The sequence below is a fragment of the Gracilimonas mengyeensis genome (assembly GCF_900182705.1).
Lineage (GTDB): Bacteria > Bacteroidota > Rhodothermia > Balneolales > Balneolaceae > Gracilimonas > Gracilimonas mengyeensis.
Genome location: NZ_FXTP01000001.1, coordinates 197867 through 223072, shown reverse-complemented (window position 1 = coordinate 223072; position 25206 = coordinate 197867). Strand labels below are relative to the sequence as shown.

General features: G+C 44.7%; 20 protein-coding genes. 14 read left to right on the top strand and 6 right to left on the bottom strand.

Going from position 1 to position 25206, the window contains the following annotated elements:
* Entirely contained in the window at window positions 1-1143 is a 1143-nt protein-coding gene (proB, locus tag FN815_RS00930) for a glutamate 5-kinase (protein ID WP_142452712.1), read from the bottom strand.
* Between the two features lie 1047 nt (window positions 1144-2190).
* Here proB and metG point away from each other — a divergent pair.
* The 10 genes from metG (at window position 2191) to FN815_RS00880 (ending at window position 15897) form a co-directional block, all read left to right on the top strand.
* Window positions 2191-4224: a methionine--tRNA ligase gene (gene metG, locus FN815_RS00925; protein ID WP_142452711.1), complete on the top strand. Its 2034-nt coding sequence runs from the start codon at window positions 2191-2193 to the stop codon at window positions 4222-4224.
* 39 nt (window positions 4225-4263) lie between these two features.
* Window positions 4264-6291, top strand: a complete 2028-nt coding sequence (locus FN815_RS00920) for an alpha-amylase family glycosyl hydrolase (protein ID WP_142452710.1) — start codon at window positions 4264-4266, stop codon at window positions 6289-6291.
* A 47-nt stretch (window positions 6292-6338) separates the two neighbouring features.
* A complete protein-coding gene (locus FN815_RS00915) occupies window positions 6339-7685 on the top strand; it encodes a sodium-dependent transporter (RefSeq protein WP_142452709.1) in 1347 nt (448 codons plus the stop codon).
* Between the two features lie 66 nt (window positions 7686-7751).
* Complete coding sequence (gene efp, locus FN815_RS00910; protein ID WP_142452708.1) at window positions 7752-8321, top strand: elongation factor P; 570 nt, start codon at window positions 7752-7754, stop codon at window positions 8319-8321.
* An 8-nt stretch (window positions 8322-8329) separates the two neighbouring features.
* On the top strand, window positions 8330-8821 hold the full coding sequence (gene accB, locus FN815_RS00905; protein ID WP_142452707.1) for an acetyl-CoA carboxylase biotin carboxyl carrier protein: 492 nt from the start codon (window positions 8330-8332) through the stop codon (window positions 8819-8821).
* A gap of 9 nt (window positions 8822-8830) precedes the next feature.
* Entirely contained in the window at window positions 8831-10183 is a 1353-nt protein-coding gene (accC, locus tag FN815_RS00900) for an acetyl-CoA carboxylase biotin carboxylase subunit (protein WP_142452706.1), read from the top strand.
* The gene (gene gcvH / locus FN815_RS00895) at window positions 10183-10563 is read left to right on the top strand and encodes a glycine cleavage system protein GcvH (protein WP_142452705.1); all 381 of its coding nucleotides are present in this window, start codon (window positions 10183-10185) and stop codon (window positions 10561-10563) included. Before accC ends, gcvH begins: the two co-directional genes overlap by 1 nt.
* Before the next feature lie 208 nt (window positions 10564-10771).
* Window positions 10772-12322 carry a glutamine-hydrolyzing GMP synthase gene (gene guaA / locus FN815_RS00890; protein WP_142452704.1) on the top strand — a complete coding sequence of 517 codons (1551 nt, stop codon included), beginning with the start codon at window positions 10772-10774 and terminating at the stop codon, window positions 12320-12322.
* Between the two features lie 73 nt (window positions 12323-12395).
* Window positions 12396-13991, top strand: a complete 1596-nt coding sequence (locus FN815_RS00885) for an AbgT family transporter (protein WP_142452703.1) — start codon at window positions 12396-12398, stop codon at window positions 13989-13991.
* Between the two features lie 217 nt (window positions 13992-14208).
* Window positions 14209-15897, top strand: coding sequence for an ABC transporter substrate-binding protein (locus tag FN815_RS00880; protein ID WP_142452702.1), 1689 nt, complete (start codon window positions 14209-14211; stop codon window positions 15895-15897).
* A gap of 134 nt (window positions 15898-16031) precedes the next feature.
* Here FN815_RS00880 and mltG read toward each other — a convergent pair whose 3' ends face one another.
* Together mltG and FN815_RS00870 are read right to left on the bottom strand one after the other, a co-directional pair.
* Window positions 16032-17111 (bottom strand): endolytic transglycosylase MltG, encoded by a 1080-nt coding sequence (gene mltG / locus FN815_RS00875; protein WP_142452701.1) that lies wholly within the window; start codon window positions 17109-17111, stop codon window positions 16032-16034.
* A 222-nt stretch (window positions 17112-17333) separates the two neighbouring features.
* Window positions 17334-17882, bottom strand: a complete 549-nt coding sequence (locus tag FN815_RS00870; protein WP_142452700.1) for an HD domain-containing protein — start codon at window positions 17880-17882, stop codon at window positions 17334-17336.
* Between the two features lie 111 nt (window positions 17883-17993).
* Between FN815_RS00870 and FN815_RS00865 the strand changes: the two genes are divergently transcribed.
* From FN815_RS00865 to FN815_RS00850, 4 genes are read left to right on the top strand one after another with little or no spacing between them, the layout of a single operon-like run.
* Window positions 17994-18404, top strand: a complete 411-nt coding sequence (locus tag FN815_RS00865; RefSeq protein ID WP_142452699.1) for a hypothetical protein — start codon at window positions 17994-17996, stop codon at window positions 18402-18404.
* The gene (locus tag FN815_RS00860; RefSeq protein ID WP_246075089.1) at window positions 18394-18951 is read left to right on the top strand and encodes a YceI family protein; all 558 of its coding nucleotides are present in this window, start codon (window positions 18394-18396) and stop codon (window positions 18949-18951) included. The genes FN815_RS00865 and FN815_RS00860 overlap by 11 nt, the downstream gene beginning before the upstream one ends.
* A 1-nt stretch (window position 18952) precedes the next feature.
* A complete protein-coding gene (locus FN815_RS00855) occupies window positions 18953-19822 on the top strand; it encodes a DUF5777 family beta-barrel protein (protein WP_185957123.1) in 870 nt (289 codons plus the stop codon).
* Between the two features lie 15 nt (window positions 19823-19837).
* Window positions 19838-20500: a T9SS type A sorting domain-containing protein gene (locus tag FN815_RS00850; protein WP_142452698.1), complete on the top strand. Its 663-nt coding sequence runs from the start codon at window positions 19838-19840 to the stop codon at window positions 20498-20500.
* A gap of 120 nt (window positions 20501-20620) precedes the next feature.
* Here FN815_RS00850 and FN815_RS00845 read toward each other — a convergent pair whose 3' ends face one another.
* From FN815_RS00845 to FN815_RS00835, 3 genes are read right to left on the bottom strand one after another with little or no spacing between them, the layout of a single operon-like run.
* Complete coding sequence (locus FN815_RS00845; protein ID WP_142452697.1) at window positions 20621-20983, bottom strand: TM2 domain-containing protein; 363 nt, start codon at window positions 20981-20983, stop codon at window positions 20621-20623.
* A complete protein-coding gene (locus tag FN815_RS00840) occupies window positions 20971-21285 on the bottom strand; it encodes a DUF2752 domain-containing protein (protein ID WP_142452696.1) in 315 nt (104 codons plus the stop codon). The genes FN815_RS00845 and FN815_RS00840 overlap by 13 nt, the downstream gene beginning before the upstream one ends.
* Window positions 21286-21315: 30 nt before the next feature.
* Window positions 21316-25206, bottom strand: coding sequence for a DUF2194 domain-containing protein (locus FN815_RS00835; RefSeq protein ID WP_142452695.1), 3891 nt, complete (start codon window positions 25204-25206; stop codon window positions 21316-21318).

The following is a 25206-nucleotide window of genomic DNA, read 5'->3' as shown; positions in this document are numbered from 1 at the left end:
TTATCCTTCCTCCAACACTACCAAATTATCACGATGCACTACTTCATCAAAACGAACAGTCCCAAGAATGTCTTTGATGCTGTTTGAATGCTGTCCTTTGATTCGCTCAATATCGTCATTGGAGTAGGCCGTAAGCCCTCTCGCAATGGTCTTTCCATGGGTGTCTTTGATGTTGACCAGATCTCCCACTCCAAACTTCCCTTCCGTTTTACGAATACCCACCGGCAACAAACTGTTTCCCTCCATGCAAATGGCTTTGGAAGCTCCATCATCCACAAAAATATCGCCTTGCGGACGGTGAAAGAAAGCAATCCATTTTTTCCGGGCTTTGATGGGCTGTTTTCTTGGCAGAAGCAGCGTCCCTACATCTTCGCCATCCAAAATCTGGCGGATGATTCCGCTCTTTAGTCCGTTGGCGATAACCACAGGCGTACCAGCGTGTGCTGCATGCTGCGCGGATTTCAGCTTGGAAGCCATCCCTCCCGAAGACCAGTTGCTTCCTTTGCCCTGGGCCATGGCAAGAGTGTCTTCGGTAATCGCCTCCAAAACCGGGATACGATCTTTCAACTGGCCGTCTTCTACTTGTAAGAATCCATCGGCGGTAGTTAAAAGAATGAGCAAGTCGCCGTCAATGAGGGCGGAAACCATTGAGGCCAGCACGTCATTATCTCCGAAACGGATTTCGTCGACCGCAACCACATCATTTTCATTCACCACCGGGATCACGTTATTCCTCAACATGGTGAGCATGGTATTCCGCGCATTCAGATGGCGTTCACGGTTTTTAAGATCGGCATGAGTGAGTAATATCTGTCCAATGCGGCAACCGAGTTTTGAAAAAGCCGTGGCGTAATGATTCATCAGTACACTTTGCCCCAAGGCGGCTGCCATCTGCAACTCAGGCAATTGCGTGGGACGTTCCTCCCAACCCAGTGATTCCACCCCGGCCGCAATGGCTCCTGAGGATACCAGTATAACCTCCCGCCCTTCTTTCACCAGCTCGGAAATTTGTCCTGTAAGACGTTCAATCTGCTCAAGATTAGGCCGCCCTTCCTCATTAACGAGAATACGGCTACCCACTTTAATGACAATCCGCTGCAGGTGGTCAGGTAGTTGATTTCTATTTGCTTGTTTTTTCGACATGCCCCAAATATAAAATTTGAAAATGGACAAAAAAGGCGTTGTTGGCGAAAATTGAAATGAAAGCGCTTTTATTAGGATTTATTTTGGTGGGAGTCTAAGATGTTTCTCTTCTGATGGGTGTATTTGCGTTCAGAGGTTGGCAATGAGGCTCTTGCTATCAGTTTGAGGCAGAGCCTCTATTGGACATCACAGAGCAGAGCACCGTGGCGAGGGTAAAATCTTGCTAATCCTGAAGCATCCTGCAAAATCCTGGTTCAGACCCCGCATGTTGAACCAGGATTTTATGGATTAAACAGGATTTACAAGATTACTCCAAAATTCGGGTTCGGAATGCACAGCATTAACCATTCAGGCAAGTCCGAAAATAAATCTTAGTTGCCTTATTGTATTCTATGTCAGGTTTCTCACCAAGGCGACCTCTTTCCTTGCGGCACAGCCAAGGTTAAGACATCCTTATAGGTGAGCCGGAGGGAAAGAGACAGTGATAGGGTCCTGTTGGAGCTTGTAAACGAACCCTAAATTGGCCTTAGTACTAAAGTGAAGACGAGTAACCAAAGCCATTCAAAACACGGGAAGGCGGTGTTTCCCCGAATGTATTCCAGAGGTGGACCTTCGGAACGAGCGCTAACTTGCTTATTAAAACAGCTTAAACTGCATCCGCTATCTCACACCCTCCGCCGGTTTTGGCAAGCCAAAACCAAGGCACCTCCCACCCCGACCTACCGGTACGGGACAGGCAAGGGAGAACAGTTGAATATCGAACATTGAACAAGGAACATTGAATCTCGAAGTGTTCGGATTAAAAATTCAGTTTCCTCATATTACAAAAGTCTCACCTTAGCCTGTCTCGATAATTCGGGGAGACAATGCGGATGTTCCCGTCCCGAATTACTCGGGATGAGAGGTGTTAGCGCCAAGAGCTCACAAAGTCCCCCATCACCTCATCACTATATCACCAAAAACACCCCAAACAAAAATTATCCTCTGTTTTAAATATTGAGGGCATCATTTCTTATCTTTGGTGAAAAATTAGAATAACTCATTTACATGGCTGATAATAAACGTATTCTTGTTACCTCGGCGCTGCCTTACGCCAATGGACCTATTCACCTCGGACACCTTGCCGGAGCCTATTTAACTCCGGATTTTTACGTACGCTACAAGCGTCTTACCGATGCAGATGTAGTCTACATTTGCGGTTCCGATGAGCACGGCGTACCCATTACCATTGCCGCTGAAAAAGAAGGCGTTTCTCCACAGGATATCGTGGACCGTTACCATGAAATGAATAAGAAGGTATTCGAAGACTTTGGAATTTCCTTTGACTACTACGGTCGCACCAGCTCCAAAGTGCATCACGAAACCTCACAGGAGTTCTTTACTACCCTGTATGAGAAAGGCTTCTTCAAAAAGAAAACAGAAGAACAGCTGTATGATCCAAAATCTGAGATGTTTCTTCCCGATCGCTATGTAAAAGGAACGTGTCCAAATTGCGGATATGAAGAGGCCTATGGCGATCAGTGTGAAAAATGCGGCACCTCCCTCTCTCCTACTGAATTGATAGATCCGGTAAGCGCACTGTCCGGCGAGAAACCCGAACTTAAAAAAACTGAACACTGGTACATGCCGCTGGGTGAAGTACAACCCAAACTGGAAAAATGGATTGAGACCCGAGAAAACTGGAAGCCCAATGTAATGGGACAGGTGAAAAGCTGGCTGAATGACGGACTGGCTGATCGTGCGGCCACCCGCGACCTAAGCTGGGGCGTGCCCGTTCCGCTTGAAGAAGCCGAAGGCAAAGTGCTTTACGTTTGGTTTGATGCGCCCATTGGCTACGTATCGGCCACCAAAGAATGGGCCCGGGATAAAGGCGAGCCAGAGTTATGGAAAAAATACTGGCAAGATGAAGATACCGAGCTGTATCACTTCATCGGAAAAGATAACATTGTATTCCACTGCATCATGTTCCCGGTAGTGCTGATGGAACATGGCGATTATGTGCTTCCCAAGAACGTTCCGGCCAATGAATTCCTAAACCTGGAAGGCAAGAAATTATCTACCTCTCGTGGCTGGGCCGTATGGTTGTATGAATATTTGGAAGAATTTGAACCCGATTTATTGCGCTATGCCCTGGGTACTACCCTGCCTGAATCCAAAGATTCTGATTTTTCATGGAAAGATTTTCAGATGCGGGTTAACACGGAACTCGCGGATGTACTGGGTAATTTCACCAATCGCTCCCTTTCCTTCACCGTAAATTATGCAGATGGAAAAGTTCCCGAGCTATTAGAACCCACTGATACGGACAAAGAGGCTTTAGAAGCCATTACCGAGCAAAAGGAAAAAGTGACCGCGGCTTACGAGAATTTTAAGTTTAAAGAAGCCATCAACGAAACGATGAACCTGGCCCGGATCGGGAATCGGTATTTCACCGAAACGGAGCCCTGGAAAACCCGCAAGACCGAGCCACTCAAATCCGGCAATACATTGCACGTGAGTTTACAAATAAGTGCAGCACTGGCTTGTATGTTTGAGCCCATCCTCCCGGAGAAAATGAAGCAATTGAGATCTCAGCTTGGGTTAAGTGATGATTTCAGCTGGGACGATATTGGTCCTGATATGCTGGAAGAAGGAGCTTCTGTTAACCAGGGTGATATTTTGTTTGAGAAACTGGAAGACGATGTCATCGAGGCACAAATTCAGAAATTACACGATAAAGCCGCTGCCGCCGACCCTACTCCCGATGTACCTGAACTCAAAGACAATATCGAGTTTGGTGATTTCATGAAACTGGACCTACGTGCAGGTGAAATCCTGACTGCTGAAAAAATTGAGAAGTCCAATAAACTGTTAAAGCTAACTGTTGATATTGGTCTTGAAAAAAGAACCATTGTGTCTGGCATTGCTAACGACTTTAAAGCCGAAGCCCTGCCCGGACAAAAAGTAAGTGTGGTAGCCAATTTGGCTCCCAAAAAACTGATGGGGGTTGAAAGCCAGGGTATGATACTGATGGCCGAGACCCCGGATGGAGAACTAAAATTTGTAGAAACATCTGCTGAGCCCGGCAGCCCCATCACTTAATAATATATTTACCGGGCACCCAATAAAATCCCTATGTAGTTGGAAATTTCTGCTAAAAAAAACACCTGTACTATCGACAACCTGAAGGACTATTCACTCGGCTGTACGGTAGATAAAGAGAAGACTGTATTTCGCCTATTTTCTCCTAAAGCTCATGAAGTTACGCTGATCATCTATCAAAACTATGAGGATGATGAAGGCCTTGAGTTTCCCTTGGAAAAGAACGAGCAAGACATCTGGCAAACCATCATCAATGACCATTTTTATGGCAAATGGTATGCCTACAAAATAGACGGTCCCAAAGACAGCCGGCGGTTCATGAATACCAAATATCCGGTGGCCGATCCGTGGAGCAAACATGTGACCACGCGAAATCATCACCTGCAATTTCCCAAGACCAAAATTATTCGCCAGAATGGTTTCACTTGGGAAGACCAAGCCTTTTCCACCCCGGAAGATGCGCGGGATTTGGTTATCTACGAAACTCATATCAAAGACCTGGTGGCCCACCCTTCTGCTAAAACCTTTGTGCAGGGAATTTATAATGATTTCAGGGAAGCCCAACGTGGCGGTATTGCCCATTTGAAAGAAATGGGGGTGAATGCTGTTGAATTTCTTCCCCTCCAAAAATTTGCGTACACCGAACCGCCTTTTAATAAAGAGACGGATGAAGGGGTTAAAAATACCTGGAATGCTTATGCCACTAATTATTGGGGCTACATGACCTCCTTCCATTTTGTACCGGAAACCATGTATGCTTCGAATGGTTCTACAGAAGCCGGTGCCTTAAATGGTGTTACACGTAAAGCCCATACTGAGCTTAAGCAGCTGGTAAATGAGCTTCATAAAGAGAATATCTCCGTCATCATGGACGTGGTGTACAATCATGCTTCCCATTATGATATCAATCCTCTGAAATACACGGCTAAGGATCACTATTTCCGGCTGGATGAAAAAGGTAACTTCCTGAATGACAGCTGGACCGGTAATGACATCAATACCGCTGCTCAACACTCCCGTCAACTGATTGTAGAATCCATCAAATACTGGATGCAAGAATTTCATATTGATGGCTTTCGGTTCGATTTAGCTGGTTTGATTGACTGGGAAACGGTAGACTTAATCCGTGATGAAGCCCGAAAAATCAACCCAAACGTTGTTTTAATAGCCGAACCCTGGGGTGGAGATTATAAACCCGATGGTTACTCCGACCACGACTGGGCTTCCTGGAATGACCATTATCGGAATGCTTTTAAGGGATACAATCCCATGGAAAATAAAGGCATCATCTTCTCCGATAAAGATCCGCATCTCACCCGCTTTGGAATTGAAAATTTCATCAGGGGAACCCTTAAAGGGTCTGAAAACGGATTATTTAATCATTCGGGTCACTCTGTAAATTACCTGGAAAGTCATGACGGGCATACACTTGGAGATTACATCCGACTGGTGCATAACCCGGAAAAGAAGCAGCAGGTTTTTGAAGATAAGATGACCGCTACCAAGCTAACGGAGAAAGAAGAAAAGACGGCTTTGTTTGCTGCTATTGTTCTTTTTACCTCCCAGGGCATTACCATGATGCATGCCGGACAAGAATGGGCGCGCACAAAAGTGGTACAAGATCCTGATAATGTAGACCCTGATAAGGGAAAAATAAACCGGGATACTTACAATAAAGACGACGCCACCAACTGGCTGAATTTTGAGGAATCAACTGTAAATAAAGCACTTTATGAGTACTATAAAGGGCTGATAAAATTACGGTTAAAATCACCTGCCTTACGAAAAGCACAACCTCAGGAAGTTAATTTTAAAGTATATAAAGATCCGTTCCACATCACTTGGTCAATTGATGGAAAAAGTTCAGGTGATATGTATGATTACTTTGTATCATTGAACGCAAATTTTGATCAGGCACACGATATCACCTTACCCGAGGGATATTGGGAATTAGTTGCCAATGACCGCAAAGCCGGCTTTCAGACCATGAAAAGTGTAAAAAATTCATATAAAGTGCCTCCCGGCAGCGGAGTGGTGCTCAGAAAGTTGCGTGTGAACAAAGCTTAAAATATTTTACGCCGAATAATCAATAATCATCCTAAGGAGGAAATCACTTGGCTGGACTAACGACCACCGAACGAGGTTCATGGAATTCAAAACTTGGTTTTATTTTGGCTGCAGCAGGCTCAGCCGTGGGCTTAGGCAACATCTGGGCTTTCCCAACCAAAGTAGCTACCGAAGGTGGAGCCGCCTACCTGCTTATTTACCTGCTGTGTACCTTCGCCATAGGTTTCCCCGTAATGGCCGCTGAAATTACTATTGGCCGCCGGTCTGGCAAGAACCCCGTTGGTGCTTTTCGCGATATCAGTACCAACAAATTTTTCCCACTTGTCGGGCTATGGGGTGTAATTTGCGGGGTGATGATCCTCTCCTTTTATACCGTTATTGCCGGCTGGGCATTTGGTTTTGCCTTCGAAGAGATTTTCTACTTCTTCGGATGGGGTGGTGCCGCCGACTGGCTCACGGATACCGGGAATGGGTTTAAAAATGCGATTATCGCTACCGTTTTTATGCTCGGAACTATTAAGATTATCACAGGCGGGGTAAGTGACGGCATCGAAAGAGCCACTAAAGCCATGATGCCCCTTTTAATTACTATCATCGTTGTGATGATTGTATATGTGTTGTTACAACCGGGCAGTGCCGAAGGTGTTAGCGTGTACCTGCTGCCTGATTTCAGTAAAATTAACGCCAACCTTATTTTCTCTGCCATGGGGCAGGCTTTCTTCTCTCTTTCTTTGGGGATGGGTGCCTTGATTACCTACGGATCTTACCTCAACAAAAAGGAAAACATCCCGCAAGCCGCTGCTTTTGTAACGCTGGCTGATGTGGGTATTGCCTTTCTTGCCGGACTCTTGATTGTCCCGGCTATGTATCTGGCTCAAAGTCAGGGCATCAATATTAGTGCTGGTGGCTCACTGGCTTCCAGTACTGACCTCGTATTCCAAATTCTCCCTGCCCTTTTCCACACTATTGGTGGCGGAGTGGGTATGCTACTGGGAGTAACTTTCTTCCTGCTGCTAAGTATTGCCGCCTTAACCTCCACTATTTCACTGCTCGAGGTTCCCGTATCTTATGTGATTGATGAATTTGAAGTAAAACGCAAAAAAGCTGCCTGGTCTGTGGGGCTGAGTATTCTGGTAGTTTCTGTATTTGTCTCTTACTTCCCGGTACTCATTGGCTGGTTTGATTACCTGTTTAGCAGTATAGGATTGCCTCTTGGAGGGTTCTTAATCTGTATTTTTGTAGGCTACTTTTGGAAAACCGAAAATGCCATCAATGAAATGGAATATGGCTATGCGGGTATCAAACAAACCTTATTTTCGAAAGTATGGCCTGTTTTCATCAAGTATATCTGCCCTGCCGCCATACTCTATAATCTGATTACCAATTTCATCTAAACCGGTTTGTTATCCAAGCAGGCAGGTGGTATTTTTGGTCGAAATTTAACGGAGGAAAATTAATTAATGTCTAAAGTATCAACATCGGATTTCAGAAACGGAATGGTTCTGGATATGGACGGTGAGCTCTATTCCATTACCGAATTTCAGCACGTAAAACCCGGCAAAGGCCCTGCTTTTGTCCGCACCAAGCTGAAAGGAATTGTAAACGGTAAAAATATTGATAAAACCTGGCGCTCCGGCGAAAATGCCGAAGCAGTTCGTGTAGAAACGCGCGATTACCAGTACCTGTACAATGACGGTGAAATTTATTTCCTGATGCATACCGATACCTATGAACAGGTTCCTATTAATGCCTCTCAGGTTGAACGCAAAGGATTTTTTGTTGACGGGCAAAACTGCACGGTTGTAGTAAATGCCGATGAAGAAACCGTTTTATATGCCGAACCTAAAGACCATATCGAAGCAGTAGTGGAACAAACGGATCCCGGCGTACGCGGTGATACTGCACAAGGTGGCAGCAAGCCTGCCACTTTGGAATCTGGTGCAACCGTAAATGTGCCACTATTCATCAACGAAGGCGAAAAAATTCGCGTAGATACCCGAACCGGAGAATACATAGAACGAGCTAAATAACCCTTATCATGGATTTAAAACTCATAAAAAACATTTTAGACCTCATCGCAGAAAGCGATGTAAACGAAGTGTCTCTGGAGGAAGGAGACTTTAAAATTAAAGTTAAAAAGCAAGGCACCCCAGAGCAGGTTACCTATACCACTCAGCCTATGGGCCAAGCTCCTGCACAACCCGCTGCGCCTCAGCCTGCCCCACAACAGCCACAGCAACCGGCTGCAGCTGATGCATCTAAGGCAGATGACAAAGCAGATCAACCTGACGGCGACACGGTGACCTCCCCAATCGTAGGTACTTTCTACGAATCTCCGGATCCCGATTCGGATGCTTTTGTGAAAGTGGGTGACTCTGTATCCAAAGGCCAAACACTTTGTATTGTTGAAGCCATGAAAATTATGAACGAGATTGAAGCCGAGTTTTCCGGCACCGTTCAAAAAATACTGGTTGACGATGGTCAGCCCGTAGAATACGAGCAGCCCCTATTCATCATCAAAAAAGACTAAGCGGCTTTCATGTTTAACAAAATTCTGATTGCCAACCGAGGAGAAATTGCACTGCGGGTGATCCGCACCTGTAAGGAACTGGGCATCAAAACCGTTGCTGTTTATTCAACGGCCGATGCCAACAGCCTGCACGTTAAATTTGCCGATGAAGCGGTATGTATTGGTCCGCCTGCCGGTAAAGACAGCTACCTGAAGATACCAAGTATTTTAGCTGCAGCTGAAATTACCAATGCTGAAGCCATTCATCCAGGTTACGGATTCCTTTCTGAAAATGCGGAATTTTCGCGCATTTGCCAGGAACACGATATCAAATTTATTGGCCCATCACCGGATGCAATAGGAAAGATGGGCGATAAAGCCGTAGCCAAAGCTACCATGATTGCTAACGACGTACCCGTGGTACCCGGAAGCGATGGCGTAGTAGAAAGCTATGAAGATGCCAAGAAAGTTTGCGATGAGATCGGCTTTCCGGTGATTATCAAAGCCTCTGCCGGAGGCGGCGGACGTGGAATGCGCCTGGTGATGGAAGCGGATGAGCTGGAAAAAAATTATAAGATGTGCCGCAATGAGGCCGAGACGGCTTTCAACAACCCTGCGGTATATATTGAACGTTTTGTAACTAACCCGCATCACGTTGAGATTCAGGTTCTTTCTGATCAACATGGAAACCATATTCACTTAGGTGAACGTGATTGCTCGCTGCAGCGTCGTCATCAAAAAGTACTGGAAGAGTCTCCCTCTCCCCTGATGACTGAAGAACTGCGCGAACGCATGGGAACAGCGGCCACCAATGCGGCTAAAGCCGTAGATTATGAAGGCGCTGGCACCGTAGAGTTTTTGGTTGATGATGATCACAACTTCTACTTCATGGAGATGAATACCCGGATTCAGGTAGAACATCCCGTGACGGAAGAAGTAACCGGCATCGACTTGATTGAACAACAGATCAGGGTTGCCGCCGGCGAGAAACTTTCAGATGAGCCTATTGAGTTTGAGAATCACTCCATTGAATGCCGCATTAACGCAGAGGATCCAGAACACAACTTCCGTCCTTCTGCCGGTGAGATCAAAGTATTTCATCCGCCAGGCGGTCACGGTGTTCGTTTGGATACTCATGCGTATTCAGGCTATCGTATCCCGCCCCATTATGATTCTATGATTGCCAAGTTGATTGTTTGTGCACCTACACGTGAACAGGCAATCAAGAAAATGAAGCGGGCACTGCAGGAATTTATCATCGAAGGAGTAAAAACCACCATACCTTATCACATCCAGCTAATGGACGATGAGAATTTCATAAATGGTACGTTTGATACTAAATATCTGGAAAGAGAATTTAAATTTAAGCCGGAGGAAAATTAATGAGCGTTCCCTCAGAGTTAAAATATACCCGCGAACACGAATGGGTAAAGGATAACGGAGACGGTACCGTAACCGTTGGTATCACTGATTTTGCCCAAAGTGAACTGGGCGACATCGTGTTTGTAGAACTGGACGAGGAAGGCACAGAGTTTGACCAGGATGACACCTTTGGTACTGTGGAAGCGGTTAAAACCGTATCCGACCTTTATGCTCCTGTTGACGGTGAGATTACCGAAATCAATGAACAGCTGGAGGATGAGCCAGAGCTGGTAAATGATGATCCTTACGGTGACGGATGGATGATTAAGATCAAGCTTTCTGATCCTTCACAGCTCGATGAACTGCTTTCTGCGGAAGAGTACGAAGAAGTTATCGATTAACTCCTCTGTCTAGTATTCCAACCTGTCAGGTTGAAGTATATGGAAGCATTTAGCCCCATCGCTTAAACCTGACAGGTTTTTATATTTTTGAGCGTACCTGTTTATCAAACAAACCCTTTTTCATGATATTGATTTGGTATTGCAATCGGTGCATCATCGAATCATTCCTTAACACTAAATCTTCATTTCATCTCAACCTCTCTTTCCCATGCATAGCCGACATTCGGAATGGATCTTAATTTTAGACTACGGATCACAGTTAACCCAGCTCATTGCCCGCCGTCTCAGAGAGCTTCATATTTACTGTGAAATCCACCCTTTTAATGTAAACCTGGAGGATGTGAATACGCCGGAACCAGGTGGAATCATACTTTCTGGCGGACCTAAAAGTGTGAATGATGAGGGCGCACCTCACTTGCAAAAAGAAATCCTGGATTGGGATGTACCCATACTTGGAATTTGTTACGGCTTACAGCTACTGGCACATAATGAAATCCCCGGTAGCGTGGAACAAGCCGAAAAACGAGAATACGGACGGGCCAATCTGTTAATTGACAACGCCGAAGACCTGCTTAAGGCAATCCCGAATGAAAGCGTAGTTTGGATGAGTCATGGAGATCACATTCATGCGCTCCCTCCTTCTTATGAAATTATTGGTCATACAACCAATGCTAAAGTTGCAGCTGTTCGTCATAAAGAAAATCAAATATATGGAGTTCAGTTTCATCCCGAGGTAGCGCACACCGATCATGGAAAGCAAATTCTCCAGAATTTTGCTTATGACATTTGTGATTTGAAAGGCGACTGGACTTCCGAATCATTTATTGAAGAGCAAATTGCATCCATTCGCGAAAAAGTGGGCGATGACAAAGTACTCTGTGCCCTTTCGGGCGGTGTTGATTCTACCGTTGTAGCTACGCTCATCCACAAAGCCATTGGCGATCAACTGCAATGTGTGTTTGTAGATAACGGACTGCTTCGCAAGAACGAGTTCGACTCAGTAATGGATTTATATACCCGTGATCTGCATCTGCCCGTGCGCGGTGTTGATGCCTCCGAATTATTCCTGGAGCGGTTGGAAGGAGTTTCTGATCCTGAGAAGAAGCGTAAAATTATCGGTAACACTTTCATTGATGTGTTTGATGATGAGATTAAGCACGATGGTGATTTCAAATACCTGGCACAAGGGACGCTTTATCCAGACGTTATTGAGAGTGTATCTTTTAAAGGGCCATCCGCTACTATCAAATCTCACCACAATGTAGGCGGGCTGCCTGAAAAGATGAAACTGGATTTAATTGAGCCGGTTCGTGAACTATTCAAAGATGAGGTCCGCGAAGTAGGACGCGCTCTTGGAATTCCAGCCCACTTTATCGGGCGCCACCCCTTCCCGGGTCCTGGATTAGGCATTCGCGTACTTGGAGAGCCAACCAAAGAACGACTGGACCTGCTTCGGGAGGCTGACTATATTTTTGTGGAAGAACTCAAAAAACAAGACCTCTATGACGAGGTATGGCAAGCCCTTGCCGTGCTGTTGCCTGTACAAAGCGTGGGCGTTATGGGAGATGAGCGCACCTATGAATTCACAATCGCCTTACGTGCGGTAACCAGCCGCGATGGTATGACCGCAGACTGGGCACACCTCCCCTATGAATTCCTTGCACACGTATCCAATCGTATTATCAATGAGATACAGGGCATTAACCGCGTGGTGTACGATGTAAGCTCCAAACCACCGGCAACTATTGAATGGGAATAGGATTCCATTTTTTCTTACCAAGTAAGCTACTTCCACCCGATACAATCAAAACCGTAACTAAACCGCAAAAGCTGTGGCAGATAAAGGAAATGAACCAGTAAAACCGGAAAAACAACAAGAACACAACAGCTCTTTGTTCGACCGTTTTCTGAATGGAATCGAAAGAGCAGGGAATAAGCTGCCAGATCCCGCCATGCTTTTCTTTTTGTTGATGGTATTTGTGTGGATTCTTTCAGCAGTGCTGGCTCCCATCGATTTTGGTGAAACTCACCCTTTAACTGGTAATGAACTCTCCGTAAATAACTTGCTGACCGGTGAAGGCATGGCCAATTTCCTGGCCAATATGGTTGAGACTTTTGTTCTCTTTGCCCCCCTCGGCATTGTACTGGTAGCCATGCTGGGGGTTGGTGTGGCTGAACATTCCGGCTGGATAAGTGCCGGGCTCAAAAAGCTGCTTAGTTTCACTCCAAAATCATTTTTAACCCCAATGCTCATCCTCATTGCCATTGTAAGCCATACGGCTGCCGATGCCGGTTATGTGTTGGTAATTCCATTGGGTGGAGTGATTTTTTATGCGGCCGGCAGGCATCCCCTCGCCGGTATAGCCGCGGCATTCGCGGGGGTAAGCGGTGGCTTCTCCGCCAACTTTATACCCTCTGCTATTGACCCGCTCATCATGAGCTTTACCCTGGAAGCTGCCCGTATTCTGGATCCGGAGATTGTCCTTAATCCATTGAACAATATTTACTTTACGGGTGCATCAAGTATTGTCATTGTTTTAGTAGGATGGTTTATCACAGATAAAATTGTAGAACCTCGGCTTTCGGATGTTAAAGTTGACGGTGACGAGGATGAAATCCCGGAAATGGAAACCGTTACTAAGCGTGAAAGCAGGGCATTCTGGCTGGGCTTTGGCGCTATGCTACTTGGTATCATCGGGCTACTCCTGTGGGCCTTACCAGAAGGTTCTGCACTTCGCGATCCCGAGTGGAATAATCCCGAGGTAAGTTCTCTATTTTCCTTCCATGCTCCTCTGATGCAGGCTATTGTACCCCTCATTTTTATTCTGTTGTTGATTCCCGGAGTGGTTTACGGCTATGCTTCCGGCAAGTATAAAAGCTCTAAAGACATGATCAACAACATGTCCAAGTCGATGGAAAGTATGGGGTATTACATTGTAATGGCTTTTTTCTGTGCTTTGTTTATTGATGCGTTTGCCAAATCCAATATTGGTCTTTTGATTGCACTTAAAGGGGCTAATTTTTTGCAATCACTGGCTTTACCCGGACAAGTGACGATAGTAGGGATTGTATTCCTAAGCGCATTTGTAAACATTTTGGTCGGTTCAGCCTCTGCCAAATGGGCTCTCATTGCCCCTATTTTTGTGCCTATGTTGATGCAACTGGGTATCTCGCCAGATCTCACCCAGGCTGCTTACCGCGTGGGGGATTCGGTCTCAAACATCATCACCCCGCTGCTGCCCTATTTTCCTCTGGTGGTAGTATTTTGTCAGCGCTATGTGAAGAAAACCGGAATTGGAACCGTCATCTCCATGATGCTCCCTTATTCCATTATATTCCTGATAGTGTGGACCGCATTCCTGTTGCTGTACTGGTGGATCGGCATCCCGCTTAGTTTCGAATCTAATTATGTATATCCGGCACCATAAAGTACTGTAATATCAGATTCACTGTTACTGGATTGCAGGTAGTAACTCGTTGTAACCTACAACTGAAAATTCCAGGATATAGAATACCATTCTAAGCAACAAACTTTACTTTATGTGTCCCAAATTCAATCACCAAAAAGAAGCATTACATAACAGAACTTTTTAGTTTTAAGCGAGTTATAAATCAATGTAACCCTTTGTAACGCAACCTAACTACATGAAGAATTTCATTTCTACGATACTATTTTCATTGCTGCTGATTTCTGCCGGGCATGCCCAATCATTACAAACGGGTATTGACTGGTATGAGGAAGGCAACTATGAACGGGCTTTACAGGTCTTTGAACAAATCAACGATCCGGAAGCGCATCTTTTTGCAGGTAAATCTCATTTTGCTTTAGCACAATATTTTCAAGCTAAAAACCAATTGTTGCAGGTTGAAAGTAATGATGAAAATCTGAGGATGGAAGCAGCCTACACCTCTGCCCTTGCTGATTTTCAGCTAAAAAACTTTAGTCAAGCTCTTGATGCCCTCTATGAAATCCGGCAAAGCAGTTTGCGTACTTCTGTGTACATGGATGCCAACCAATTATACCAGGATCTTCTAAACTACCTCAGTTTAGAGCAGCGCCACAATGCCTTTAAGGCAACTTCTTTTGATCAGGTTCGGGTTGACCTGATGGAATCGGCAATTGGCAATGTAGATATTGAGTCTGCCAGAGCTTTGTTTAAGGCTACCCAAAGGGCGGTTCAGTCTGCGGATACCTCAGGCTACCGGAACATCCGCCAGTTGCTGGGTAATGAAACGGCCTACAACCAACGATATAATCCAAATCACTACGCTGATGCTCCCAACGGCATTGCCTACAATATTGGGGTTGCTTTACCTGAATTCGACACCAACTCGTCCGAATTTGAGATTTCGCAGCATCTGTATTTTGGAATTCAGCTGGCCGTAGAAAACTTTAATAGTGAGAATTCGAATCAAAAAGCTTTCATTACCTATCGAAATACCCAAAGTGATGTAAGGCAGGCATCGGCCGTAGCCAATGACTTTGTATGGAATTACGATGTTGATGCTGTGATTGGTCCGTTGTTTTCAGAAGTGGCTACAGAGTTTGCACGCTATGCCGAGCAGTACGAAGTTCCCATGATCTCTCCCCTGGCCAATTCCGACAGTCTCAACCTGGATTACAATTACACCTTCCAGCTTAATCCCACTTTTGCCGTACAGGGAAGAATGATGGCTGAATATGCCGTTGAAAGGCTTGGATATGATACGCTTGCCGTTATAGCCGAACGCGGTGCCCTTGGTGAATCTTCAGCACAGGCTTTCTTGGATGAATCCCGAAAACGAGGAGCAGCCGTTGTACATTATTTTGTAGAAGATCTGGAAGCGGAGGGCTATGATATCAGCGAATATGTGAAATACTTTGACCCTGAAGTTGATACGGTATTTCAATACAACATCGATGCCATTTATGCCCCTTTCACCGGTACAGTTGCAAATACGCTTATGAGTTCTTTGGTTACCAACCTGGAAGCCATTGGAAGTAACATGACCATACTGGGTTCTGAAGAATGGGAGTCAGTAAACATACAAAATTTCGGTGCCCGGTCAGCTCTCTACTACACCGAAACTTTTCGTCAGCAGCAAGGCACCAATCCCATAGAAAACTTTAAGAGTGCTTTCCGTTTGCGGTATGATACCGAACCCAACCGTTTTGCATACATAGGTTATGATGCGGCTACAGTACTCCTTCGAAATCTCAAAAAAGTTCAAAATCCCTCATACTTAAGACAAGGACTGAAATCTTTTAACAATTTCCAGGGTTTGATAATGGATGTGAGTTTTGAAGGAACACACATCAACCAGGTAGTAAATATCAGGCGTGGCAGCAATTAAATCGTAATAGTATTCCTGATAATGATAAAAGGAAAATGGCCGAAGTCTCGTCCTGTCGGCCATTTATTAACCAAGAGGCATTATTTAAACTATCAACAAAAGCCGCCGCCTTGCCTCCAATTTTCAATGATAAGCTAACGGGAATTTTCCTGGCTTTGCTCTGCCTCACGCTGACGCTTAATTCGATATTGCTCCCTTAGCCACCTGCGCCATTTCTCGCTCTCTTCCAGATGTTCCTGATAGGTACGGGTAAACACATGTCCCCCTTCCGGATTGGCAACCATGTATAAATAGTTATGTTCCTCAGGATTTAAGGCTGCTTCAATAGCAGCCAGGCTTGGATTGGTTATTGGTCCGGGCGGCAAGCCTTTGATTTTATATGTATTGTATGGATGGTCAATCTGGTAGTCCTCGTACAATAATCGGCGCCGTTCGCCCAAGGCAAAATTTACGGTTGGATCAGCTTGCAGAAGCATTCCACGGTTCAGGCGGTTCCAGTACAAACCACTGATGGTAGACATTTCTGCCTGGTTTTTAGCTTCCCACTCTATGATGGATGCCAAGGTCACCACTTCGTCAATGGAAAGCTCCAATCCGGCGGCTCTTTCTTTCATTTCTTCTGTAAAAGATTGATCAAACTGACGCAGGATTTTTTCAATAACAGCGACCGGCTGTGAGGTCCAATAAATCAAATACGTTTCAGGAAGCATCCTGCCAAACAATTCTTCCCTGGTCAATGATTTTTCAGCCAAAAACAAACTGTCGCTGAACACAGCCTTCAAACTGTCTGCCGAGAAATCAAGACTATTCCCCAATCGCTCTGCCAACCGTTCAGGTGTTATCCCCGGCAGAACAACCACCGATACCGGATCCTGAATACCTCTCGCCATTTTTGATAAAAACCCATTGTAGGAATATGCCCCGTCAAACTCGTACCGCCCCCGTTGAAACCTTCGCCAACCCAAAAGATTAGCCGCCCATTGCATTTCTTCGGGTTGATACTGAACACCGATGGATCTAAGCTGTTCCTGCAACGCTGACAAGCTGGTTGCTTCTTCCAGAATGATTTCTGTCTCCTCCTCAAACACAAGGGAATCACCAGAAGTTAATCGTACAAGCCGTATGCTAAAAACAAGAAAAAAAATCACCACAAAACATAAAATGGTGGTGATAAGCTCTGATTTTGTTAGTCCTATTTGCCTCTGTAGATTCATTGCTTTTAAGATACGAATACCACGTTAAAAGAATCCATTTTGATGGAGTTGTGACCCTATTAATTTTTATTTGGATTGTAACATTCCCCACACATTTGCGTAACCGCCACCTGAAGAGCAATTAAACGAGCTTTTGGATGCTGCAACAGCACCAAATGCCCTAAAGAAAAAACCCGGACCCTGATCGGTCCGGGTTTCTTTTTATGTAGGTTAAACACCTTTCTACCAGTCTCTGAATACTTCTATCATAAAAGCGATATGTTCATTCAGGGGCTTTCCGATAATCTCCGCTCCTTTTTTGATGTCCTCCCTGGGTACACTTTCTGCAAAGCGGGTATCCTTTAACTTTTTCGTAACCGATTTCACTTTCATATCTGAAAACTTATTGGGTCTCATTAATGATACGGCATTCATAAAACCGGAAAGCTCATCGCAGGCAAACAGATAGCGTTCAATTTCTGTCTCTGGTTCTTTTCCGGTTCGTTCCGGAGCGTGGGCACGGACAGCCTCAATCACATCCTCCGGATACCCGTGTTCTGGTAAAATTTCCTCCACTGCTTTTCCGGGATGTTCATCGGGATATTTCTCCCAATCCAAATCATGCAATAAGCCGGCTGCCCACCACCGGTCTGTTTCCTCCTCAGATTTACCAAGTGATTTTGCATACGCTTGCATGGCTTCAGCCACCATTTTGCAGTGATGGCGCAGGTTTTCATTTTCAATGTAGTCAGATAATAGTTTGACGGCTTTATCTCTATTTATGGTATTCATCGGAGGCCTTAATGTTAGATTTGAAAATTATTGTTGCAATTCTACTTTATTCGTTTAACATTCAACTAATTACTTAGCTTACTTAATATTCAAATTTAAATGGAGCTAATTATGGAAGTATCTTCTCGTTTTCTTTTATGTAGCATGTTCATTTTGCTCACGAGTTGTATTAATAATGTGGAAGATATTTCATCAGCCGAACCCGTAGAGCCTTCGGAAGTTAGCTATCAGGAAGATATTCAGCCAATTTTTAACAGTACTTGTGGAGGTAGTGGCTGTCATATCAATGGCTCAACCAATGGAGTCAACCTCACCACCTACCAACAAGTAATGAACAGCGTGGGAGCTGTTTACGGAACGGATATTGTTATTCCCGAAGATCCTGATGCTAGTCCTTTAGTCGATAAAATAGAAGCTAATCCTACAAACGGAAGTCGTATGCCCCTTACTGGTAGCTACCTCACTCCTTCCGAAATAAATCAAATCCGCAGTTGGATAGAAGGAGGCGCCCTTGAGAACTAAAAGAACCACAATATTTTTGATTCCCCTGCTAATCCTTGTATCCCATAGTATGGCGCTGGGGCAAGCATTTATGACGGATAGCGGTACCGCCGTTTTTCACTCTGAAGTCCCCCTCCATACCTTCAGCGGAAGCTCTGATTTTTTGACCGGCAGAATTGATCTGGAGGATAAAACTGTTGATTTCTACCTCGATCTCCATACGCTTGAAACCGGCATTGATAAACGCGACCGGGATATGCTGGAAACTCTGGAGGCGGAAGAATTTCCCTTTGCCGAGTTCTTTGGGAAACTCACGTCCAACTTTGATCCCGAGAACACCTCTCCCCAAACTGTTACAGTTGAGGGTGATTTCAAAATTCATGGTGTAACCAATGAAACTAAAATCACCGGGACCCTGCAAATGACTGACAACGGATTGTTAGTAAAAGCAGGCTGGACTTTATTACTTAAAGACTACGATATCGAGCCTCCAAAATTGCTTTTTGTGAAAGTAGATCAGCAGCAGGACATTGAAATTGAAGCGCTGTTAAAACCTGTGGAGGACTAAGATGAACTCAACCAAAATAATCTTCTTTTGTGTACTTGTTTTGTTGACAGGCTCATCTCCGGCATTAGCGCAAATGGAACGCACCCGTGTTGTTCAGGATAATCAACCCGTTGATGACATCTTTTTAGCTGGAAGCATAGCAGGATTAAGTACAGCAATATCCATCCCCAAAAACAACATGAATACAAGCGTAATGCATAATTTTGGGTTGATATCTGGAGGCATTGACAGTTTTTACGGCTTGGATGCAGGGGCTGCAGTACGTCTGGGTATTGATTACGGTATAACCGACCGGCTGGATGTGGGAATAGGACGTTCAAGCTTGGAAGACAATGTTGATCTTCGTTTTAAATACGTGATACTTCATCAACTCAACTCTGGAAAAATCCCGGTCCATATCAGCCTGAAAACGGACATTGGGGTAAGTACACAAAACGAAAGAAGATTCGATTACACGTTTAGCGAAAGGCTGAATTACCTGGCCAGCTTAATGATTGCCCGCAAGTTTACTGATGCGTTTAGTGCTCAAATGTCACCTATGGTTGCTCACTTCAATACGGTTGTAAAAGAAACTGAGAGTGATGAACTGCATCATACTTTTTACGGTTTAGGATTTGCAGGGCGATATAAATTGAATGCCCGAAATGCATTAGCCTTCGAATACCTGCCTGCACTTGGACCGCGTAACGACGGATATCATGATCACATGGCCATTGTTTTTGAAATTGATACAGGAGGTCATGTATTTCAACTGTTTTTGATGAGCGGCCGCTGGTTCACGGAACAGCACCTGCTTTCCAGAACACAAACTGATTTTACTGATCTCGATTTTCGGTTCGGATTTAACATTAACAGGGTTTTTGGACTTTAACCAATGGGAAAAATTATGAAAGCACTACTTACCTCTTCTCTCCTTCTCCTCATTTCCTTTCTCTATACACCACTCAAGGCTCAAGTGGATTATGAAACAGAGATACAGCCCATTTTTAATTCAAATTGTGTGACTTGTCATGGCTCTTCAAGCGGGGTAACCCTTTCAAGTTACGATGCGGTTATGAACAGCGTAGGCAATCAATATGGATCAAATATTGTGGTCCCGGGCGCACCCGATGATAGTCCCTTGGTAGATAAGATTGAACCCAATCCTGAATTTGGCTCACGAATGCCCCAGGGAGGCTCTTTATCCGACGAAGAAATTCAATTAATCAGAACCTGGATCAGTGAAGGGGCAGACGAAGTTCCCGTTTCTAATGAACGCCTCGCTAAAATCCCGGATGGATTCGAACTGGTTGAAAACTATCCCAATCCTTTTAATCCTCAAACCACTGTTACTTTCCTTTCGCCTCAAAAAGCTTCGTACCAGCTTTACATTTATAATGCTGCTGGTGCCTTGATTAGAGAGATCTCAGGTTTTGCCCAGGTACCAAAAACACAGGTTCGGGTTTCTCTAAATGACCTTCCATCCGGAGTGTATTTATACAATGTGAAAGTGCAAACAGGTCAACAGGCTTTCTTTTTGAAAGCAAAGAGAATGACTCTAACCAAGTAACTCTACACTAAAAGTGAAGGGTTTCAACTCTTGAATTGGACCAATAAAAAGCCCTGATATCTTTAAAATACCAGAGCTGAATATTTTTATGTGTAGAAGAACTTTTGGATCATCCTGCTATCAGGAATTATCCGTTTGCTTATCCACATAGCTTTTCACATCACGGGCAATATCCCGGTTGTAATCAAAAGTCATTTCTTTGTAATTCACCAAATCAACGATGGTACCGATAAGGCACAAGCCCCCGGTAAATAGATAAAGCAATCCCATCGCTGTCTGATTCAAAAGAATGCGATGTATACCTGCAATACTCAAAAAACCAAAGAGGCAAGCTATCAGAATATGCTGCGGGTCTTTTCGGCGGGACCGATAAATATTTGAGAATCGAGAGATCTGCTGCTCATTATAGTTCTCCAGCAACCGTTCAAGGTAGCGAGCTTCATCGCCGCTTACTTCGGGTAGATGATCGATTAATGTTGCCATGATAGGTCCTCCGTATAAGGTTCTTTTGATTTAGTTAGAAGCTGATACCAAATGTGTACTATTCTTGAAATAAGGATGATAACTGCTGCCGGACCAGCGAAATGGGCATCCAATGCCGAAGTGATATCACCCCGAAATGTGTAAGCGATGGAATGCCCGAGGCCTTCGCCGGGGCAAAAATCGAAACCAACTAATTCGAACAGGCACCAGGATGTTCCGGTAGTTGTTGGCTCCATAAGCGCGAGTAGCAGCAAGCCTCCGCTGAATACCATCCATTCCAAATGTTTTTTGATAAAACTCATGGGTTGCCCTACGAGTGTAATTTAGATTTGTTACCGGTTTTTCTGCCAAAATTTTGTAGGCAAACTGTGCGAGATGGTAATAAAAATTCGGTTCGAACGATAGGTGTCGCTGGTAGAAATTTCAGCTCCCGTGGTCAGGTCCCAAAACCGGGCAATTTTTAGATTCATTTGTACACTGCCACTAAAATAGAAGCTGTCTTCCCTTTCGTGACGAGCCATAACCTCTGCATCAATTCTGGTTTGATATTCGTAGTTGTCTGGATTTCTAAACTGTACGTCAACCCCAAGGCCTTGTGAAAAATATTGATCAGGAGTGTAATAAGGAATGCCACTTTCAAAGGTTTCCGTAGCATCATAATAGCCAAGCTCACCCAGTGTTCTGAAGCGCCATTTCTGATCCCTGAGGTTCCCGTATAACCGTGCCTGTCCCCCATATTCGAACACCTCGTTAGTATAATATTTACCCATAGACGACACTGAGGTAGTGAATTTGTTACTTAACCATTCATCTTGCCGATACAGCTGTAGCTGCCCCTGGTAGTAATCATTTTGTACGGAAGTAGATGTTAGTTCTGCTCCCCCCGAGAGTTGTACCGATGTATAGGATTCGGTCCCGGAGTAACCCAAAGAAAATAAAGCTTCCGTTATCATATCCTGCTGTCCAAAAAGCAGGGATCCGCCGGCTTGCATTATCAGGCGTTGCTGATTCTCACGGTGGGTGAGTTGATATCCAATACCGTAGTATTCCTGATTCAGGGATTGGGTCCGTTCATCATCGGTGAAAAGCAGATTCTCTGTCTTTATGGTATGGGTTGTATGCTGGCGGTGACCAAATTCTATACCTATAGAACTCCGGGCAAAGGTATTATCAAAGTTATCATCTCTGTATTCGCCTGAGGCTGTCACCTTAACTCCTTCCGTAATGCGGTGCTGATTGGCTAACGCTTGTCTTTGATCGGTATCAAAAAACAAGGGATATCGTTTATAGAATGCTTTCTTTTGTCCATAATCCATATAGCCGATTTCCTGTCGCAGCAGCGTATCGGCCGTTAAACCTTTTTCGCGGTTCCACTGAAAAAGAGGATAAAGTACCTCGTAAGCCTCCTGTTGAAATCCTTCGTAAAACAAATTAGCTCCTACATAGGATCGCAAGCTGTCGTCGCCGGGTTGTTCTGCCACAGCCCGCTTTGCATTGGCTACATACAATTCATCCAGCTCTAATAAAGATAACCAATAGAGCTTTTGTCGCTCATCGAAATCAGGAAGGTTATTGGCCCAAAATAAAGCCTGTTCATAGTCCTTGGCTACATAGGCATTAAGCTGAGCCAACTCCCTGGCAAAGGGCATTAGCTGTGGATAAGCCGGCCTTGGAAAGCGATCCACCAACGCAAGGGTACTATCCGGACTGGCGTAATATAAAGAGCGTTGAAGTGTAAAAGCATACAAGGTATCTGATTGAGAATTCTGACTAAGTAAGTGCTGAAGGTTTTTCTTCATCAATGGCCAGTTTTCTTGGGACTCTATGGACTTTGTGAAGTCCAGCAGTATCTCCGGGTCATCCGGATAAAGTTCCAGTCTCCTTTCCAGCCAACGCTGTTCGAAATCAGTACCATATAATCCTAATTGAGCAACCGCTTTGTTTTTCAAATCCAGTACAGCTTGATTGTGGTGTTTTTCCCACATGCTTTCCAAGAACTGTTCAGCTTCCAATAGCATCCCTTCCCAGCCGTAATACGTCAATAGTCGCTCGGAATCTTCCGTACTCCATTCCTCTTGTGAAAGTAATCTATTCTCTAAAATGTTGATAGCATGATAGACTCTGTCGAATTCAATGCTCAAATTTATCACTTCTTCCTGGCGCCAGCGATTACCGGGGTTCTTTTCCAAAGCTGCCAAGGCTTCATTCATTCGGTTGTCCTGCCAAATTACATCTGGAATATTCTGGGCCGGCGGTTCAATAAAAAGTTCAACGTATTCATCCCATTCTTGTGCAGCAATCTCATCTAAAACTGTTGGATTGTGTACTTTGTCCGGTTGATAACTTGGCATAAAAAAGAAAGGCTTCTGCGAGGTAAATTGATACAAAAAACCATCCCAAAAAGGCGTTTTATCAAAAGGAAGTTCTTGCAAGTTTAGGGATTTTTCAATTTCCCTCACTTGCCCCCTGGTGGCATACATGTACCAATGCCTCGTACTATCTGCTGCAAGAGGCAGATAGTCGGAACGGAAGGCCGAGTTAACCAAAACCAAGTTCCCTTTCTCCTCATATCCTGTCAGGCTGCGTCTCCAATCCTGAGTCAACCTTCCGCCCTGTGTGGCCGACACAAATTTATTTTTTGGGAACAGATCTTGTGTGAGGATTATTCGTTCCCTTAGCAAATGATATAGTCCATAGCCATATTCGGGATCTGATTTCCAACCCAAACCTTTTGGGTTACGGCTTGCAAAATCATCGGCATCACGCTGAACCACCTGGAAAACATCATCGGGATGTACAAAATGTGTCCAAATGCCTGTCATAATCTGCAGCCCCATTTGCTGCAAAATGGAATTGTCAGTCATCGTAAACCCACTGGTTATTCTGGGATAATTAAATAACTCAGTGGGGGCATAGGGCTCGGGATCGAATTCTCGCGCTCCTCCATCTTCTAAATAGCCCAGGTAAAGTGAACTCATGTATTCAATACTGGGCATGCCCCGGATTATAGCCTGTATCCCCAGGGAGTCAATGTGGTTTGTAGGCGGAACATAGTTGGTGGGTAATGGTCCCATATCATCTACCTGCCAGCGTTTGCGGGCGGCATGTAGAGCCGAAATCATGAAGTTGATATTATCCCAATCTTCTCTCCATAAAGAAAAGTGGTTATACCCGTGAAAAGCCAGCTCGTGCCTGCTATCCCGGATGTTATTCGCCAAAAATATACTGCCTCTTACAATATCCTGATTATACACAATAGAGCCCTGGCGCCATTCCTGGAAATCGAAAGGGGGCACTACATTGGCATTGTAATTAAAGGCTGTCATAGCGGAATATGTAATATCAAAAGTATCGGCCAAAGCCCTCATATCCGGCCACCAAACCTTGCTTACAAATTCTGCGTGAGAGATGCCGTACTCCTCGTCAATAGGTGGTAACATTTCGTTATACAATGGGGCGGGGAAATCATCCAGAAAAATGGTGCTTACATTTGCCACCTGGTAGGGAATACCGCTCAGCCCGCGCAGTATGGATGAAAAGACAATACCCCTATATAGACGATTATTAATTGCATAGCTGTTAATCGTGATTACTTCCCCCATCCCCAACTTATTAGAAACGATGAAAGGTTGTTCCGGATCGGTGGCTGTTGCTGCCAAGTGAGTAACTGATGGAATAAACTGATTGGCTTCAAGTCCATTATGCACTTCAAGACCCTTGGGATTATATCTCTTTCCTGCCATTCCGGGAAATGCCTGTTCGAGCAATTCAAACCCGGTGTTGGTTGAATCAAAGGAGAAATCGATGTCTGGCCTGATACCCTGCAGGTAAGAAAATTTTTCATCCGCAAAAGGTCCTGTAAAAACAATGTTGTTGCCCTTTGCTACAAATTCTATAAGCTTTTTGATAGCTTCCTGGGGTAACTGGGTTGCTTCGAAGCTGGTAATCACAATAGTACGTACCGTTTCAGGGATACGAAATTCACCGGAGATAATCTCCAGGTCCAGGGTTTGATAAGGTATCTTGGTGTAGTCTAATGACTTGGTCACATTTGCTGACATGCTGGAACTGTAGTCGTCCGACAGATATTTTACCACCATCACATACGGCTTCTGCCCACCCTCTACCGTTCCGGGGAAAAATCGTATTTTATCGCTGTTACATCCCCAAAAAAGTGAGAATCCGGCCAAAGACAGCACCAGGAAGAACAAGTGTTTTTGCAT